We start from the raw sequence: 14,622 nt of genomic DNA, 5'->3' as shown, positions 1-14,622 counted from the left end.
GGCGGGAAAGGCGGGAAGGCGGGCTCAGGCGGTGGTGAGCCACTCGACGCGGTGCCCCTCGGTCGGGTCGGGCGTCTCCCACCGCCGGACGAGTCGGTCCACCACCGCGTCCGGCACGGGCGCCGCCCGGGCGCGGTTGCGGCCGCGCAGCACCGCGGGCGGCGCCTCCAGCGCCACCACCTCCACCCGCGCCCGGTAGCCGGCGGCCAGGCCCGTGCACTGCTCGCGGAGCTGCCGCGACACGTTCGTGGCGTTCCACACGAACGACCGGCCCGCCCGCAGGTGCCCGCGCGCCAGCTCGTGCGCGGCCGCCGCCACCGCCCGCTGGTCGCCCGAGGGCGCCACGCCCATCTCGGCGCGCAGCCGGTCCAGGCTCACCACCGGCACGTCCGGGCGGTGCGCCGCGATCCAGTGGTCCTTCCCCGACCCCGGGAGCCCCGACAGCACCGTCACCGTCAGCCGCGTGTCGTCGAAGGCGGCATAGCCCGGGTCGCGGCCCGGCCTGCGGAAGTACCAGAACCGGGCGTGGTCGGAGGGGAACACGCGCGGCCCGTCCAGGCACCCCTGCTCGGCGCAGTACTCCCGGTAGAGGGCGATGTTCTCCAGCACCTCCTCCAGGTCCCCGCAGACCCGGCCGCGGATGTCGGCCTCCGCCAGCAGCGCCAAGTCGTCGTTGCGGGCCAGCAGGCTCACCCGGAACGCGATCGGTTGCAGGTCGGGCCGCTCCAGCGCCCAGAACGGCACCTGGTGGTGGCGGACGAGCGCGGCGACGTGCTCGCGCCACGCGACCGGCGCGCCCAGCTCCCACAGGATCCGCCGCACCATCAGGTCGCCGCGCCGCGAATGCCCGTGCGCGGTGATCCGCCCCTCCCCGTCGGCGCGGGTGCAGTACGGCTTCGCGACGTCGTGCATCAGCACCGCCGCGAACAGCCGGACCCGCTCCGCCGCCGACCGCGCCCGCCACTGCGGCGACGCGGCCAGCGCCTCGCACGCCATGCGGGTGTGGACCGCGACGTCCCCTTCGGCGTGGTGGACGGCGTCCTGCGGGACGCCCGCGAGCGCCCGCACCCACGCGAACGCCTCACCGATCTCCGCCCACGGCACCGCCCAGCCCGGCGGCGCCGGGCACAGCTCAGCGAACACCCGCATACAGCACCTCCGGGTCGGCCAGGCCGTTGGCGATGATCGGGCGGCCCTGCCAGTGCGTCCCCGCGTCCAGGATCGCGGTCAGGAAACCCGGCCGCACCCACTTCAGGCGGTCGACGGTCCGCCCGCCCTCCTCCACCTTGACGTAGAGGCCCTCCATCTCCTCGGACGCGTCGGACTCGGCCACCGCGCGGTCCGGGTCGGCGCCGCCCGCCTCGGCCGCGGCCCGCAGCGCGTCCCGCCACCCGGGCGTCCGGCACGTCGAGGGCCCCACCAGCGCGGTCAGCGCCGCCACGTCCCGCAGCCTCCCCTCGTGCAGGACGGGCACCGACACCACCGGCGTCCCCTCCAGCAGCGCGCGGCGCCGCGCCGTCGACAGGAACGTCCCGTCCCGCCGGTCCAGGACGTCGAACTCGCAGAAGTAGTGGGGGAGCGCGTCATAGAAGACGGTGTGCTTGGCGTACAGCCACTCCCCGTACATCACATACCGGTCGCCCAGCCGCTCCCACAGGACGTGCCGCACCGACGCCGCCCACGCCTTGAGCGGCGCGAACTGGCGCTCGCGCGGCCCGCCCGTCAGGTAGTGGCCCCGGCTCTGCAACCGCAGCTCGCCCCCGGCGGAGAAGCTGACACCGCAGTTGGCGCCGTCCAGCTTCTCCTCCACCACCAGGTGCCGCCCGGCGACCTCCTCGAACGGCACGGCGGCCAGGTCGTGGTCGCCCGGCTGCAACCGGGATCCCGCGATGTGCCGGGTGCGCGGATATTTGCGGAGCATGCCGCCTGTTCTAGTGAACCGCGCCGGTCACGCCAACCGGTTTTCGCGCGCGGGGACCACCGTGGCCAGCGCCAGCGCCGCCGCCCACAACCCGACCGTCACCCACCCGAGCACGTGCAGCCGCGCCGTGAACCGCGCCGCCTCCAGCGCCGAGCCCGCGACCGCCCCGTACACCGCGACGCCCAGCGCGGTCCCGACCTGCCGCGCCGTGTTGTTGACCCCGCCCGACAGGCCCGCGTGCCGCGCGGGCGCCGCGCGCATCGCCGCCGCGACCACCGCCGTCACGATGAGACCGTCCCCCACGCCGATGCCCACCAACGCGGGCAGCAGCGCCGGGTAGGACGCGCCCGAACCGACGTGCAGCAGGCTCAGCGAACCGGCGGCGGCCACCGCCGTCCCCGCGACCAGCGGCCGACGGGCCCCGAACCGCGCCGTCAGCCGCCCGGAGACCGGCGCCAGCACCGCCAGCGGCACCGCCATCGGCAGCAGCATCGCCCCCGCCGCCAGCGCGGAGCGGTGCTCGCCCTGCTGGAGCCGCAGCGTCGTCACGAACAGCACCCCGTTCGTCGCCAGGTTCATCAGCAAAGCGATCGCGTTGACGCCCAGGAACGCCGGGGCGCGCAGCAGCCCGCCCGGCACCAGCGCCGCCGCCGCCCGCCGCTCGACCAGCACCAGCGCCGCCGCGGCCGCCCCCGTCAGCGCCCCCGCCAGGACGGCGCCGCCGCGCTGCCCGTGACCCGCGACGATCACCGTCCACACCAGCCCGCCCAGCGTCAGCGGCGCCAGCACCATCCCGGCCCGGTCCAGCGGCACCGCCGCCCGCCCGGCGCCGCGCGACCCGGGCACCAGCACCCAGATCCCCGCGACCGCCGCCGCCACGATCGGCACGTTCAACAGGAAGATCCACCGCCAGCCCGCCGCGTCCACCAGCAGCCCGCCCAGCAGCGGCCCGGCCGGCAGCGCCGTCGAGGAGATCCCCGCCCACATCCCGAGCGCCCGCGCCTGCTCGGCCCGCCCCGGATACGCCGCCGTGACCAGCGCCAGGCTCCCCGGCAGCAGCAGCGCCGCCCCCGCCCCCTGGACGGCGCGCGCCGCGATCAGCGGGCCCGCGCCCGGCGCCGCCCCGCACGCCAGCGATGCCGCCCCGAACAACCCGAACCCCGCCAGCGTCAGCCCCCGGTGCCCCACCCGGTCGCCGAGCGCCCCGCCGCCCAGCAGCAGCCCCGCGATCGCGACCGCGTAGCCGTCCACCACCCCCTGCAACCCCGGCAGGCCCGTCCCGAGCGCCCGCCCGATCCCCGGCAGCGCGACGTTGACGATCGTCACGTCCAGCAGGACCAGGAACATCCCCGCGCACAGCACGGCGAGCATCACGCCCCGCCGCGCCACCCGCCCAGGCGCGGAAGTCCCGGCCGTCGATATCGGCGCACCCATGCCCCCACCGTGCACCCCGGACGTTTCACAAAGGACCGAACCATCCCGCCACCGGGTCACCGCCTCGTCCTCGGGCACCCGGCCCGCCACCTCGGCGTAGTCCTGCTGCGACGCTTACGGCCGTTCTCCTCCGGCGGCCTGCCGCGCTCGCTCCCGGACGTCCCGGGACGCCTCGGCGGCTAGAGTCGGCCGCGAAGGGCCGACCTGTGATCACAAGGGGAGTGGCGGATGGCACCGACCGCGGCCTACGACGACATCGCCGACTGGTACGAGCACGAGTTCCTCGGCCACGACCCCGCCGGAGAGGGCGACGCGTTCGGGCTCGGCGGCGTCCTGCGCGACCTCCTCGGCGAGGGCCGCGGGCCCTGCCTGGAGATCGGGTGCGGCACCGGCGTGCACGCCGCCCGCGTCCGCGCCCTCGGCTGGACGCCGCTCGGCGCCGACCTGTCCGCCGGGATGCTGCGGCACGCCCGCGGCCGCCTGCCCGTCGTGCGCGCCGACGCCGCACGCCTGCCGGTCCGGGACGCGTCGCTGCCCGCCGTCACGGCGGTGATGGTCCACACCGACATGCCCGCCTACCCGGCGGTGCTCCGCGAGGCGGCCCGCGTCCTGCGGCCCGGGGGAGTGTTCGTGCACGTCGGCGTCCACCCCTGCTTCTGCGGCGGGTTCGCCGACCGCGCCGACCCGGACGCGGTCGTCATCCGTCCCGGCTACCGCGACGGCCACTGGACCACGGCGTCCTGGACCGACCAGGGCGTGCGCGCCAGGGTCGGCGCCACCCACCGCCCGCTGCCCGAGCTGATGCACGCATTCCTGGACGCGGGGATGACGCTCGAACGGTTCGCCGAGACCGGCGACCCGACCCCGATCGTCCTGGGCGTCAGGGCACGCACCCCGGACGCCTGACCCCCGCAACAGGCCGGCCCCGCCCCTTCCCCACCCATTTCCGGACGGCATATCCTAGATTGCCGCACGGCCCCAGGGAGGAGCCGAACGAGACCGGTTCATTCCTGCCCCGGTGCGAACCGTGAGACGATGACGCACTATATCGCCGCCATTCGGTTCGGGCTGCGTGCGCGCGAAAGGAGCACTCCGGCATGACCTCCGACGTCACCGCCGAGCAGTATGTGAGAAAAGTCGAGGAGCACTGCTCGGCCGAGCAGCTCGAACTCCTCCGGCGACATTTCTGGGCCGGCGATCCCGCCGGCGAGAATCCCGGCGGCGGCGACATCGACCTCGGGGTGGGGATGGGCAAGATCCTCACGACGGCGCGGCCGTTCACGGCCATGCCCCTCGACGACGTCGAGCGGCTCCTCGCCAGCCCCATGCCCGAGCTGCGGGCGGGCGCGCTGCGCGTCATGGGCAACAAGGCCAAGCACAAGAAGGCCACCGACGACGAGCGCGCCGTGCTCTACGCGCTGTACATGAAGTACAAGCACAAGATCAACAGCTGGGGGCTGGTGGACATCAGCTCCCACCAGATCGTCGGCCTCTACCTGCTGGACCGGCCGCGCGACGTCCTGTACGAGATGGCCGCCTCCGACAACTGGTGGGAACACCGCATCGCGCTCGTCAGCACGCTCGCCTTCGTCGGGCGGGGCGACCTCGACGACACCTTCCGGCTCGCGGAGCTGCTGCGCGACGACGAGCACGACAAGGTCCACACCGCCCTCGGGTGGCTCCTGCGCGAGGCGGGCAGGCACGATCGCGCCAGGCTGATGAAATTCCTGGACGCCCACGCCGCCACCCTGCCGCGGATCACGCTGCGCACCGCGATCGAGCACTTCGACAAGGAGCAGCGGACGTACTACCTGGGAATGAAGAAGCGCCTCGCGGAAGGCGGCTGACGGGAAACCTCAGGTATTCGCGCGCACCTCACCGGAAAAGCCCGGGGCGGGATTCCGCCCCGGGCTTCCACAGATTCCGCCGAACGCCGCGGTCAGTGGCCGACGTCGCCCTTGATGTGCCGCTGCACCAGATCATAGGACCGGTCGCCGAACTGCTTGCCGAAGTCGGCGGACCTCAGGCACGACTGGAGGTAGTGCACCCCGCCCCACACGCGGCTGTGGAGGCAGTCGTCCGCGAAATCGGTCCAGTTGGACCAGTGCAGCTTGAGCTCCTTGGAGGGGGTGACCCCCGGCTCCACCAGCGTCCAACCGGCGGGAATGGTCATGCTCAGGTCCAGGAGGTCGTTGCCGAGGAAGCGGCGGCACGCCTGCGCCTGCGCGGCGCACACCCCCGAAGAACCCGACGGGTACTCCGGGTGGTCGGGCATGTTCAGGTAACTGGCCCACTGGTCGGCGGGCATGTCCCTGACCGTCCCCTTGCCGGGCCCGCCCCAGGACGTCACCCGGGAATGGCCGTACACGTGCTGGATCGCGCTGCCCGGCCGCACGACGTCGTACTTGCGCTTGTAGTGCCACATCGCGACCGTCGAGTCGAACACCGCCAGCGTGTTCGTGGCGAACAGGTGGACCCAGCCGTCCAGGTCCAGCTTCTTGTCATTGGCCCTGGCCGCGGCGAACACCGACCGGCTGATGCCCAGCAGCTTGTCGTCGAAGAGCTCCGCCTTCACCTTCTGCTCCTCGGTGAGCCCCGCCGACACCTCCAGGACGTGGTCCACCGTGGCCTTGTAGGCCTTCTTGCGGTGGTGATCGATGTACTCGGGCGGGGCGAGGCCGAACTGGCCCGGGTCCTTGAACGTCATGGCCTTCACCCGCCCCATGTGCGCGGTGGCGAAGTGCTGGACGGTGTAGATGCCCTTGTCGCCGATCCCGGTCGTCCCCGGCGCCGGCGCGCCCAGGCGGCGCCGGTGCGGGCCCAGCTTCGGCTGCCAGCGCGAAGGGTTGATCAACTCGTAGGCCGTGTTCACGGGCTCGTAGCCGGTGTAATCCGCGAAAGGCCGCGGGTTGTACTTGCGGCCGCCGTCGTAGCCGAGCATGTTCATACCGTCATTGCGTCCATAGGCGACCGCGCCCTTTCCGGCAAGGTTGCCGATGCCCACCGGAGTCGTCGGGTCCAAAGACTCGTCATCGGGGTTCAGACCCACAAAGAGCAACAGGCTCCGGAAACCCGACCGCTCCGGCACCACGCCCTTGAGCAGCTGCCACGAGGCGTGCAGGGCGGCGATGTTCTTGTTCCGGTTGGTGTTCGACTCGCTTGAAGGACGGCGAGGGATCCGGGTGATGATGCCGACCGCGGTCGGATGGTAGGGCGCCACCGCGTCGAACCACGCCGTCTGGTTCAGGTGGCTGGCCCACTCCACGAGCGTCACGTCCATCGGGGCGAACACGTCCGGGTTCGACCGCGGGTCCTGCGAGTCGAGCAGGTCCCGGATGAAGTTGCCCTTCTCGAAGTCGAAATTCTCCGCCCGCGCCCGCAGCGCGGACTGGGCGCTGGCCGTCTGGGTGGTACCCAGCGTGACCAGGGCGGCACTGCCGAGCCCGCCGAGCAGCAGCGACCTGCGTCGCATGGAGAAACCCTGGTCGGGAAAACGTCCGGATGCGGTCATGGTGTGCGTCCTTTCATCGGCTCGCGAAGCAAGCGGCCGTTGTTCGTCCGGCCGGGGAGGGGACTGATTGGTGCGTCTGTGTTCGCGGGCAGGCCACTCTGCGGAAATGCGTTCGTCGCATTACCGGGCGTCCGTCGGGGCAGGGTCAGAATCTTCGCGTACGGGGTGGAAATTTCCGCCGGTTGACGGTATATAGCACGGCTTGCAGGTCGTCGCGATAAAGCCGGGGCGAATTGATCTGAATGATGGCGGCGATCGCGACGACACGCAAGACGCCGGTGAACGCCGCCCGCCCCCGCTCGGGAGTTCCGCGCCGGACGGGCGCGGGCCCCGCCGGGGGACCGGCGCGGCACGCTTTCACCAGCTGAGCCCGGCTGTCACAACGCGATCGTGAACGCGTCACACCCCCCGATTCCGCGCGTAGCGCCTGGCCAGGAGGCCTATTCCGGCCATCGTCCAAGGTCAGCACTCTGGAAGAAGGCGACACATTCCCTGTAACACCCGCGCCCAGGCGCCCGGGCACCCCGGCGACCGCTCGCATGCCAGATGCTCGGCCGTCCGGCGCAGACCGGGGGCGGACAGGTCGGTCGGGACGAGCAACTGGGCCCGGGAAAGGCCGGTTTCGTTGCGGCGGCGTTGAATTGCGCGCTGCCGCCCGGGCGGCCTCGAACACTGGAGCCTTGAGCGCAAACGGCCGCGCTCCATCGCCAATTTCCGACCGAGGCGCGTGATCATCGTCGCCTACCGGCCGCAGGGCGTTGCCTCAGCCGAGAACATCCCGTTTAGACAGCGAAAGACGCGTCCGCCTATTGCGTACTGCGGCGACGGATCGAGCATTTCCTTGATTTTCTCGTCCTCCAGCACGGGCTCGCCACCATCCCGCGAGTCGGCGACACCGGCTTCGCCACCCTTCACAGCCGTCTCACCGATCACCTGCGCTGACCTGCTCGCGCCGCGTCGCGTCCGGCGGTACCCGCCCCGGTGCGGACACCACGAGACGGTGCCGCACAGGGCCCGCCGATCTCTTCGCAAAAGGGCCGGAGCGTCCGGAGTGAAGTCCGGTTTACGGGCATCCTCCGGGCCGTTCCGAAAACGGCTATCGGGCCCTTATGGAACGGACCACCAGAATAGACCGACCCGCATTTTCGGGCCATCGAGCGTCCGCAACCCGACTTGCGGACACCAAGGCCCCCGGGGCCGTTCGTAAAACCACAGCAAAAGGGTAATCGCCCGGTTGATCCGGCGTGGGCGAGCGCAGAGAATCTGGGTGCGCACCACGTGGGAACCCAGCCCACGGTCGGCGCGGATCTCCCCGCGAATGTTCTGCGGACCGAGAGAGGAGTCCCGATGACCGCCGAGACCCAGCACCAGATGCACGCAGGCGCAGCGGAAGCCGCACAGGAGGCCCTGGGCTGCACGGCCTACTCCTGGTCGCCCGAGGTGCACGACCTCTACGGCGATCCCGAAACGATCATCCGCAAGATGGACGGCATGGACATGGAGCTCGCCGACCGGCGCATCTTCGTCCTGCTCACCGAGAGCGCGGGCGGAGCCGACATCCGCTTCTTCGAGCGCGTGGGCGACGGCGAGTACGTCGTGTCGACGTGGTCCGGCGACGCGGCGACCGGCCTGGTCGGGCGGCTCGCCGACACCATCCTCGGCAACAAGGGCGTCCACTGCGTGGGCGAGCAGGTCCGGGCGATGCTGTCGGAGTACGACCTCGAGCCGGTCGGCACCGTCCCGGCGCCCGCCAACGCGCGCGCGGCGTTCGCGCACACCGTCCGCGGCCACGGCGAGGGGACCTTCACCCGCGCCACCGCCGCGCTCCTCTGCTGACCCCGCGCACCCGAGGCCCAGTCACCGGGCATCCGGTGGCTGGGCCTCTGCTCGTGCCGTCCCCGTTCCCGCCGTCCCCGTTCCCGCCGTCCACCGCACGCGCCGTCCCGGCGCCGCTCCCGGGAGTCCGCAGATGAGAGTTCGAGGGTTCTTCGGCGTGTGGCTCACCGCCGCCGGCGGAAACCTGGGCGACGGCCTCGCCATCACCGTCTTCCCCCTGCTGGCCACCCGCCTCACCGACGTACCCGCCCTGGTCGCCGGGGCCACGTTCGCGCGCACCCTGCCCTACGCCGCCGCCCCCCTCGTCGCGGGCGCCCTCGTCGACCGGACGAACCGCCGCGTCCTCATCCTCGGCGCGAACACCGCCCGCTGCGCGGCCGCACTGGCGCTGTGCGCCGCGCTGCTGTCCGACCTCGGCTCGCTCGGCGCCCTCTACGCCGCCGCGTTCCTGATCGGCCTCGGGGAGACCTTCGCCGACATCGGCACGAGCGCGCTCGTCCCCGCCGTCGTCGGCCGCGACCGTCTCGACCGGGCCAACTCCTGGCTCCAGGGGACCGAGTCGACCCTCAACGAGTTCGTCGGCCCGCCCGTCGGCGGCGCGCTGATCCTCGGCGGGACGGCCCTCGCCGCCGGCGGCATCGCCGGTGCCTACCTCCTCGCCGCCGCCGGGATGCTGCTGCTGCGCGGCGCCTACCGTCCGGCGAGGTCGGCGCCCACCACGGTCCGCGCCGACATCGCCGACGGCCTCCGGTTCCTGTGGAACCACCGGGTCCTGCGGACGCTCGCGCTGATGGTGACGGGGATGGCCGCGTGCTGGAGCGCGTGGACGGCGGTGCTCGTGCTGTACGTGGTCGAGCCCGGGCCGGTCGGCCTCAACTCCGTCGGCTACGGCGTGCTGCTCAGCGCCCTGGCGGTCGGCGGCGTGGCGGGCAGCTTCCTGACGGCCTTCGTCCAGCGCGGGCTCGGCACCCGCTGGGTGCTCGCCGGCGACGTCGTCACCAGCGTCGTCCTGCTGGGCACGCCCGCGCTCACCGCCAACCCCTGGATCATCGGCTGCGCCACCTTCGCCGGGGGCCTGGGCAGCGGCATGTGGAACGTCGTGGTCCGGACGCTGCGGCAGCGCCTCACCCCCGACGAGCTGCTCGGACGCGTCGGCGGCGCCAGCCGGACGCTCGGCTGGGGCGCGGTCCCGCTCGGCGCCGCCCTCGCCGGGCTCATCGCCGAGGCCACCGGTCCGCGGCTGGTCTTCGCCCTGGCCGCCGGCACCACCGCACTGATGATCGTGCCGGTGTTCCGCGTCCTCACGGCGTCCGCCCTGGCCGAGCACGACACCGCCGCCCGCCCGGCCGCCGCCGTCGAGTAGCCCGCCGGGCATCTCACCAGGCGGGTCGGGGGCGCCGCGTCCCGGTGATGCGTTGGCCGCGTGGAAGGGACGCGCCGTAGGATGCCGATCATGGCTTCGCGTATCTCTGAGCTGGTGCTCGACTGCCGGGACCCGCAGCGGCTCGCCGCGTTCTGGTGCGAGGTGCTGGACTTCGTCGTGCTCCACACCGACGACGACGGCTCGGTGGAGATCGGGCCGCGGGAGGGGTTCGGCGGCCTGCAACCGACCCTGATCCTCAGCCCTTCGACCGACCCCAGGGTGGCCAAGCTGCCGCTGCACATCGACGTCAACGCCACCGACCGCGACCAGGACGCCGAACTCGAACGCCTGCTGGAGCTGGGCGCGCGCCCGGTCGACATCGGCCAGACCGGCGAGGAGTCCTGGCACTGCCTGGCCGACCCCGAGGGCAACGAGTTCTGCCTCCTCCGCGCCCGGCTGAGCTGAGCCGCCCGGTTCCCGGGACGCGGCCTCAGGTGGGGACGAGGCCGTCGAAGACGGCCACCGCCTGGTCCACATGGGCGGTGGCGCGCTGGGCGCGGGCCCGGCGTTCCCAGTAGCCGATCGTGGTGGCGGGATTGGCGTGGTCGGCGAACTCCTGGACCTCGGCGAGCGGGACCCCGGCGTCGAGCATGTGGGTGATCCGGGAGGCGCGCCAGACATGCGGGGTGAGGTCCCGGCCGGGCAGGACGCCGGCGGCGCGGCCCAGCCGCGTGCTGATCCGGTCGAGGTCGTGGCGGTCGAGGCGGCGGCCCGCCGCGTCCAGCAGCAGCGGCCCGGACGTGCGGTCGCCGATGACGCGGCGCAGCAGCCGCGCGCACCGGTCGGGCAGCGGCAGCGCGCGCCGCTTCCCGCCCTTGCGGGTCAGGCGCAGGACGGTCCGGTCGCCCTCGACGGCCAGGTCGGTGACGTCGGCGGCGCAGATCTCGGTGACCCGCCCGGCCAGGGTGTAGAGCAGCATCACCACGAGAAGGTCCAGGTCGCCGTGCGCGCAGCCGGCCACCGCGCGGACCTGCCCGACCTCCAGGACCGGGGTGGAGGTGGCGGTGTTGCCGGCCGGGATGCGCGGCCGGTCGTCCTGCGTGACGGGGTTGACCAGCGGCGTGTCCAGCCGTCCGGCCGCGTGGACGTGCAGCGAGGACAGGCACGCGACGTAGCGGGCGATGCTGCGCTGCGCCGTCCCGGCCCCCTCCTGGCGCAGCCGCCACATGCGGATGTGCTCGCGGGTCAGGCAGCCGACGGCGAAGGCGTCGTGGCCGAGTTCGCGTGCCAGCGGCGCCCAGACGCGGCGCAGGTCGTCCACATAGTTGCGCTTGGTGGCCGCCGAGGCGCGGCGGGTGCTGCTGAGCCAGTCCAGCACCAGCCCGAACGTCTCGGGCGTGCACGCCTCGGCCAGCAGCTCGATCCGCCGCCGGTAGACGCGGCGGCCCCCGATCCGCGCGACCTGCACCCGGCCGAGGTCGGCGTCCAGCTTGGCGAGCGCGTCGGCGGCCAGCGGCAGCGCGGGCCGCGCGAGCGTCCCGTCCGGGGGCGGCACCGGCACACGCGGCGCCCGCGGCGGGACGTCACCGGCGCCGAGCACCACTCCGCGGATCGGCGGGCCGCCCTCGGAGCCCGGCGAACCGCCGGGTCGCGGGGTCTCCGGCACCGTCTCACCCACCGTCGTCGAATCGCCTGTGATGCGCCGCCAGCTTAGACGTCCGCTCACCGACGCTCGCAGAGCCCGAGCGGGCCGGGCGGGCCGAAAACTTTTTGAAGATCGGTCGCCCGAGGTGTCGAGAACGCGGCGCCGGCTCCGTCCCCGGGGTACGAGTGGCCACGACGGCCACGTGAGCAAGGGGAGGCCACCATGAAGCCGGACGAAGTCGCCGAGGTCCTGAACCGCCCGCTCAGCCAGGAGCTGCTGGCCCGCGACGTGACCCGCCTGGCCTACGTCGCCCAGGACGGGACGCCCCGCGCGATCCCGATCTCGTTCACCTGGAACGGGTCGGAGATCGTGATGTGCACCACGACGAACGCCCCGAAACTTCCCGCCCTGCGCAGCAACCCCGCCGTCGCCCTGACGATCGACACCGAAGTGCACCCGCCCAAGATCCTGCTGCTCCGCGGCCGGGCGGAGCTGGACGTCGTCGAGGGCATCCCGGACGAGTTCCTCCAGATCAACGGCTCCTACGAGATGACGGCCGAGCAGCGGGTCGCCTGGGAGGCCGAGGTCCGCTCGCTCTACGAGAGCATGGTCCGGATCGTCGTGGCCCCGACCTGGGCGAAACTGATCGACTTCGACACGACCCTCCCGAGCGCGGTCGAGGAACTGGTCCGGCAGCGGGACGAACGCCGGCGCGGCTGACCGGACACCGACGAGACAAGGGGAACCACGATGAAGTACCTGATCCTCAAGCACTACCAGGGCGGCCCGGCCCCCACCGTCGAGTACGGGACGCTGGACCAGTGGACGCCGGAGGAGGTCGACGCGCACTTCCAGTACATGCGCGAGTTCGGCGCCCGCCTGCAAGAGCGGGGCGAGTTCGTCGACACCCAGGCGCTGGCTCCCGAGGGCGCCTTCGTGCGCCACGACGGCCAGGGCCGCCCGCCGGTGACCGACGGCCCCTTCGCCGAGACCAAGGACCTCATCGCCGGGTGGTACATCATCGACGTGCCGTCCTGGGACCGCGCGGTCGAGGTGGCGGGGGAGCTGTCGGCCGCCCCCGGCCCCGGCGGCAAGCCGATCTACGAATGGCTGGAGGTCCGCCCGTTCCTGGCCGAGGCGCCCGCGGCCACCGAGTGAACGCGACCGACCGGCGGGCACTGGCCTTGTGTCCTCGAAGCCCAGCCCAGACTCCCGGGCACCACTCGACGGTCAGGCGACCGTCACTCCGCCCCCGGTGGAGTCGGTGGAGCGGCTGAGCTCCTCCCAGGCGTCGAAGTCGTCCTGGACGCGTCGGCGCCCGGCGGCGACCAGGCGTACCGCGTCCGAGCCGAGCAGGATGTGCACGGGGGGCTTCTCCGCGTCCACCAGGGCGAGGACGGCGTCGCCCGCGCGGTCGGGGTCGCCGACGCCCTGCCCCGCGAGCGTCTGCCGGCGGGTCCGGGTGGCGGAGGCTTTCGAGGCCGGTGCTGCGCTCCTGGACGCGGTGCTCTGACCACCACGCCGGGAACTCGGGGAGCGCGTCATCAGCGGCGACGCGTTCCCGCTCGCGCCACACCAGCCGGGCACGCGGGTCCAGCAGTGTCCACCCCTGAATCCGCACTTCGCCCAGCCGACTCACCAAGGGCCTAGCCGGCCCTGCCAGTACTACACACCAGGTCACGTGGTATCCCGAGCCTCGCCGGCTCCGCCGGGCACGGATGTGGGCGCGCTGCCCTCTCAGGTGAGGGACGTGTCGCCGAACGACTCCAGCAGGACGCGCAGCGCGTCGGCCAGCCCGTCCGCCCGGTCGCGGTCGAGTGCCTGGAGCAGGCGTACCTCGTTGGCGATGTGCAGGGCGAACAGGTCGTCAATGGTCTTGCGGCCGTGGGCGGTGAGCCGGATCCGCACCGTGCGGCGGTCGAGGGCGTCCGGGACCCGCTCGACGAGGTTCTTCGCCACCATGCGGTCGATGCGCTTGGTGATGGCGCCCGAGGTGACCATGGACGCCTTGACGAGCTGGCCGGGGGTCAGCTCGCAGGGTTCGCCCGACCGCCGGAGCGTGGTCAGCACGTCGGCCTCGCCGTTGTCCAGGCCGTAGCGGCGGAAGAAGCGTTGGAGCTCCGCCTCCAGGAGCCGGGAGAGCCGTTGGATCCGGCCCACCACCCCGACCGGCCAAACGTCCACGTCGGGACGCTCCCGGCGCCAAGCGTCCATCACCGCGTCGACGGCGTCGCCCATCCCGCACCTCTTTGCTAGTCTCTTATTGGTATCTTACCAGGAAGAGAAATGGAACTCTGAACCTCCTCACGATCGACCTCGGACACAAGGAGATGACATGTCCTGGCTGGACAGCGACTACCCGCCGCCTCGCTACCACGGAGACCAGGGAGAAGTCAGCGCCCGTCACCGCCCCGCCGACACCCCGGCCGACCTTGTCACACCGTCCGGCGGACGGACCGACTATCTGGCCACCAAGGCCTCGACCGGTGGGGAGTTCGGCCTCTACCGGGTCCGGATGGGCGCCGAAGCCGCCGGGACGGGGACCCACTTCCACAAGACGGTGTCCGAATCGTTCTACGTCGTGACGGGGACCCTGCGGGTCTACGACGGCCGGCGGTGGTTCGACGCATCGGCGGGAGACTTCTTCCACGTGCCGCCGGGCGGCCTGCACTCCTTCGGCAACGAGTCCGGCGAGCCGATCGACTTCCTGATGCTGTTCACCCCCGGCGCAGCGCGGGAAGGCTACTTCGAGGGCGTCGGCCACCTCGCCGACATGAGCGAGAAGGAACGGCTCGCCTTCTTCCTCCACCACGACAGCTATTTCACCGACATGACCAAGGGCCCGGCGGCACAGTCGTGGCGATCCCGCGATGCGCAGTGACACAAACCCAGCCGTGAAGAGCCTTCACCCG

At 72.6% G+C, this 14,622-nt stretch carries 16 protein-coding genes; 8 read left to right on the top strand and 8 right to left on the bottom strand.

The window, feature by feature from the left end; genetic code table 11:
* Nucleotides 1-24 precede the first annotated feature (24 nt).
* Genes K2F47_RS32290 through K2F47_RS32280 form a run of 3 tightly spaced genes read right to left on the bottom strand, consistent with a single transcriptional unit; the run spans nucleotide 25 to nucleotide 3,355 of the window.
* Nucleotides 25-1,149: an AAA family ATPase gene (locus K2F47_RS32290; protein ID WP_242909812.1), complete on the bottom strand. Its 1,125-nt coding sequence runs from the start codon at nucleotides 1,147-1,149 to the stop codon at nucleotides 25-27.
* Nucleotides 1,133-1,921, bottom strand: a complete 789-nt coding sequence (locus tag K2F47_RS32285; RefSeq protein ID WP_242909811.1) for an RNA ligase family protein — start codon at nucleotides 1,919-1,921, stop codon at nucleotides 1,133-1,135. Before K2F47_RS32285 ends, K2F47_RS32290 begins: the two co-directional genes overlap by 17 nt.
* 27 nt (nucleotides 1,922-1,948) lie before the next feature.
* Complete coding sequence (locus tag K2F47_RS32280) at nucleotides 1,949-3,355, bottom strand: MFS transporter (protein WP_242909810.1); 1,407 nt, start codon at nucleotides 3,353-3,355, stop codon at nucleotides 1,949-1,951.
* Nucleotides 3,356-3,583: 228 nt separating this feature from the next.
* Here K2F47_RS32280 and K2F47_RS32275 point away from each other — a divergent pair, with 228 nt between their 5' ends.
* Together K2F47_RS32275 and K2F47_RS32270 are read left to right on the top strand one after the other, a co-directional pair.
* The gene (locus K2F47_RS32275; RefSeq protein ID WP_242909809.1) at nucleotides 3,584-4,261 is read left to right on the top strand and encodes a class I SAM-dependent methyltransferase; all 678 of its coding nucleotides are present in this window, start codon (nucleotides 3,584-3,586) and stop codon (nucleotides 4,259-4,261) included.
* Between the two features lie 191 nt (nucleotides 4,262-4,452).
* Entirely contained in the window at nucleotides 4,453-5,202 is a 750-nt protein-coding gene (locus K2F47_RS32270; RefSeq protein ID WP_242909808.1) for a DNA alkylation repair protein, read from the top strand.
* A 92-nt stretch (nucleotides 5,203-5,294) separates the two neighbouring features.
* Here the strand turns inward: K2F47_RS32270 and K2F47_RS32265 are convergent, their stop codons facing one another.
* Entirely contained in the window at nucleotides 5,295-6,866 is a 1,572-nt protein-coding gene (locus K2F47_RS32265) for a DUF6851 domain-containing protein (protein ID WP_242909807.1), read from the bottom strand.
* Nucleotides 6,867-7,607: 741 nt separating this feature from the next.
* On the bottom strand, nucleotides 7,608-7,799 hold the full coding sequence (locus K2F47_RS32260) for a hypothetical protein (protein ID WP_242909806.1): 192 nt from the start codon (nucleotides 7,797-7,799) through the stop codon (nucleotides 7,608-7,610).
* Between the two features lie 414 nt (nucleotides 7,800-8,213).
* On the opposite strand from K2F47_RS32260, the gene K2F47_RS32255 reads away from it, so the two are divergent.
* The 3 genes from K2F47_RS32255 (at nucleotide 8,214) to K2F47_RS32245 (ending at nucleotide 10,530) form a co-directional block, all read left to right on the top strand.
* Nucleotides 8,214-8,702 carry a hypothetical protein gene (locus K2F47_RS32255; protein ID WP_242909805.1) on the top strand — a complete coding sequence of 163 codons (489 nt, stop codon included), beginning with the start codon at nucleotides 8,214-8,216 and terminating at the stop codon, nucleotides 8,700-8,702.
* Between the two features lie 133 nt (nucleotides 8,703-8,835).
* Nucleotides 8,836-10,065: an MFS transporter gene (locus K2F47_RS32250; protein WP_242909804.1), complete on the top strand. Its 1,230-nt coding sequence runs from the start codon at nucleotides 8,836-8,838 to the stop codon at nucleotides 10,063-10,065.
* Between the two features lie 90 nt (nucleotides 10,066-10,155).
* Complete coding sequence (locus K2F47_RS32245) at nucleotides 10,156-10,530, top strand: VOC family protein (protein ID WP_242909803.1); 375 nt, start codon at nucleotides 10,156-10,158, stop codon at nucleotides 10,528-10,530.
* A 25-nt stretch (nucleotides 10,531-10,555) separates the two neighbouring features.
* On the opposite strand, the gene K2F47_RS41590 is transcribed toward K2F47_RS32245, so the two are convergent.
* The gene (locus K2F47_RS41590) at nucleotides 10,556-11,731 is read right to left on the bottom strand and encodes a tyrosine-type recombinase/integrase (RefSeq protein WP_242909802.1); all 1,176 of its coding nucleotides are present in this window, start codon (nucleotides 11,729-11,731) and stop codon (nucleotides 10,556-10,558) included.
* A 201-nt stretch (nucleotides 11,732-11,932) separates the two neighbouring features.
* Between K2F47_RS41590 and K2F47_RS32235 the strand changes: the two genes are divergently transcribed.
* Both K2F47_RS32235 and K2F47_RS32230 read left to right on the top strand, forming a co-directional pair.
* The gene (locus K2F47_RS32235) at nucleotides 11,933-12,430 is read left to right on the top strand and encodes a pyridoxamine 5'-phosphate oxidase family protein (RefSeq protein ID WP_242909801.1); all 498 of its coding nucleotides are present in this window, start codon (nucleotides 11,933-11,935) and stop codon (nucleotides 12,428-12,430) included.
* Nucleotides 12,431-12,460: 30 nt separating this feature from the next.
* Nucleotides 12,461-12,868, top strand: a complete 408-nt coding sequence (locus K2F47_RS32230; RefSeq protein WP_242909800.1) for a YciI family protein — start codon at nucleotides 12,461-12,463, stop codon at nucleotides 12,866-12,868.
* A gap of 72 nt (nucleotides 12,869-12,940) precedes the next feature.
* Here the strand turns inward: K2F47_RS32230 and K2F47_RS32225 are convergent, their stop codons facing one another.
* A complete protein-coding gene (locus K2F47_RS32225) occupies nucleotides 12,941-13,255 on the bottom strand; it encodes a Rossmann-fold NAD(P)-binding domain-containing protein (RefSeq protein WP_242909799.1) in 315 nt (104 codons plus the stop codon).
* Nucleotides 13,256-13,447: 192 nt separating this feature from the next.
* Nucleotides 13,448-13,948 (bottom strand): MarR family winged helix-turn-helix transcriptional regulator, encoded by a 501-nt coding sequence (locus K2F47_RS32220; RefSeq protein ID WP_242909798.1) that lies wholly within the window; start codon nucleotides 13,946-13,948, stop codon nucleotides 13,448-13,450.
* Between the two features lie 97 nt (nucleotides 13,949-14,045).
* Between K2F47_RS32220 and K2F47_RS32215 the strand changes: the two genes are divergently transcribed.
* Nucleotides 14,046-14,591 carry a cupin domain-containing protein gene (locus tag K2F47_RS32215; protein ID WP_242909797.1) on the top strand — a complete coding sequence of 182 codons (546 nt, stop codon included), beginning with the start codon at nucleotides 14,046-14,048 and terminating at the stop codon, nucleotides 14,589-14,591.
* Nucleotides 14,592-14,622: the final 31 nt, after the last annotated feature.

It is taken from the genome of Actinomadura terrae (assembly GCF_022751215.1).
Lineage (GTDB): Bacteria > Actinomycetota > Actinomycetes > Streptosporangiales > Streptosporangiaceae > Spirillospora > Spirillospora terrae.
Note: the sequence above shows the minus strand (reverse complement) of the source record. Positions and strands in the feature narration are given on the sequence as shown.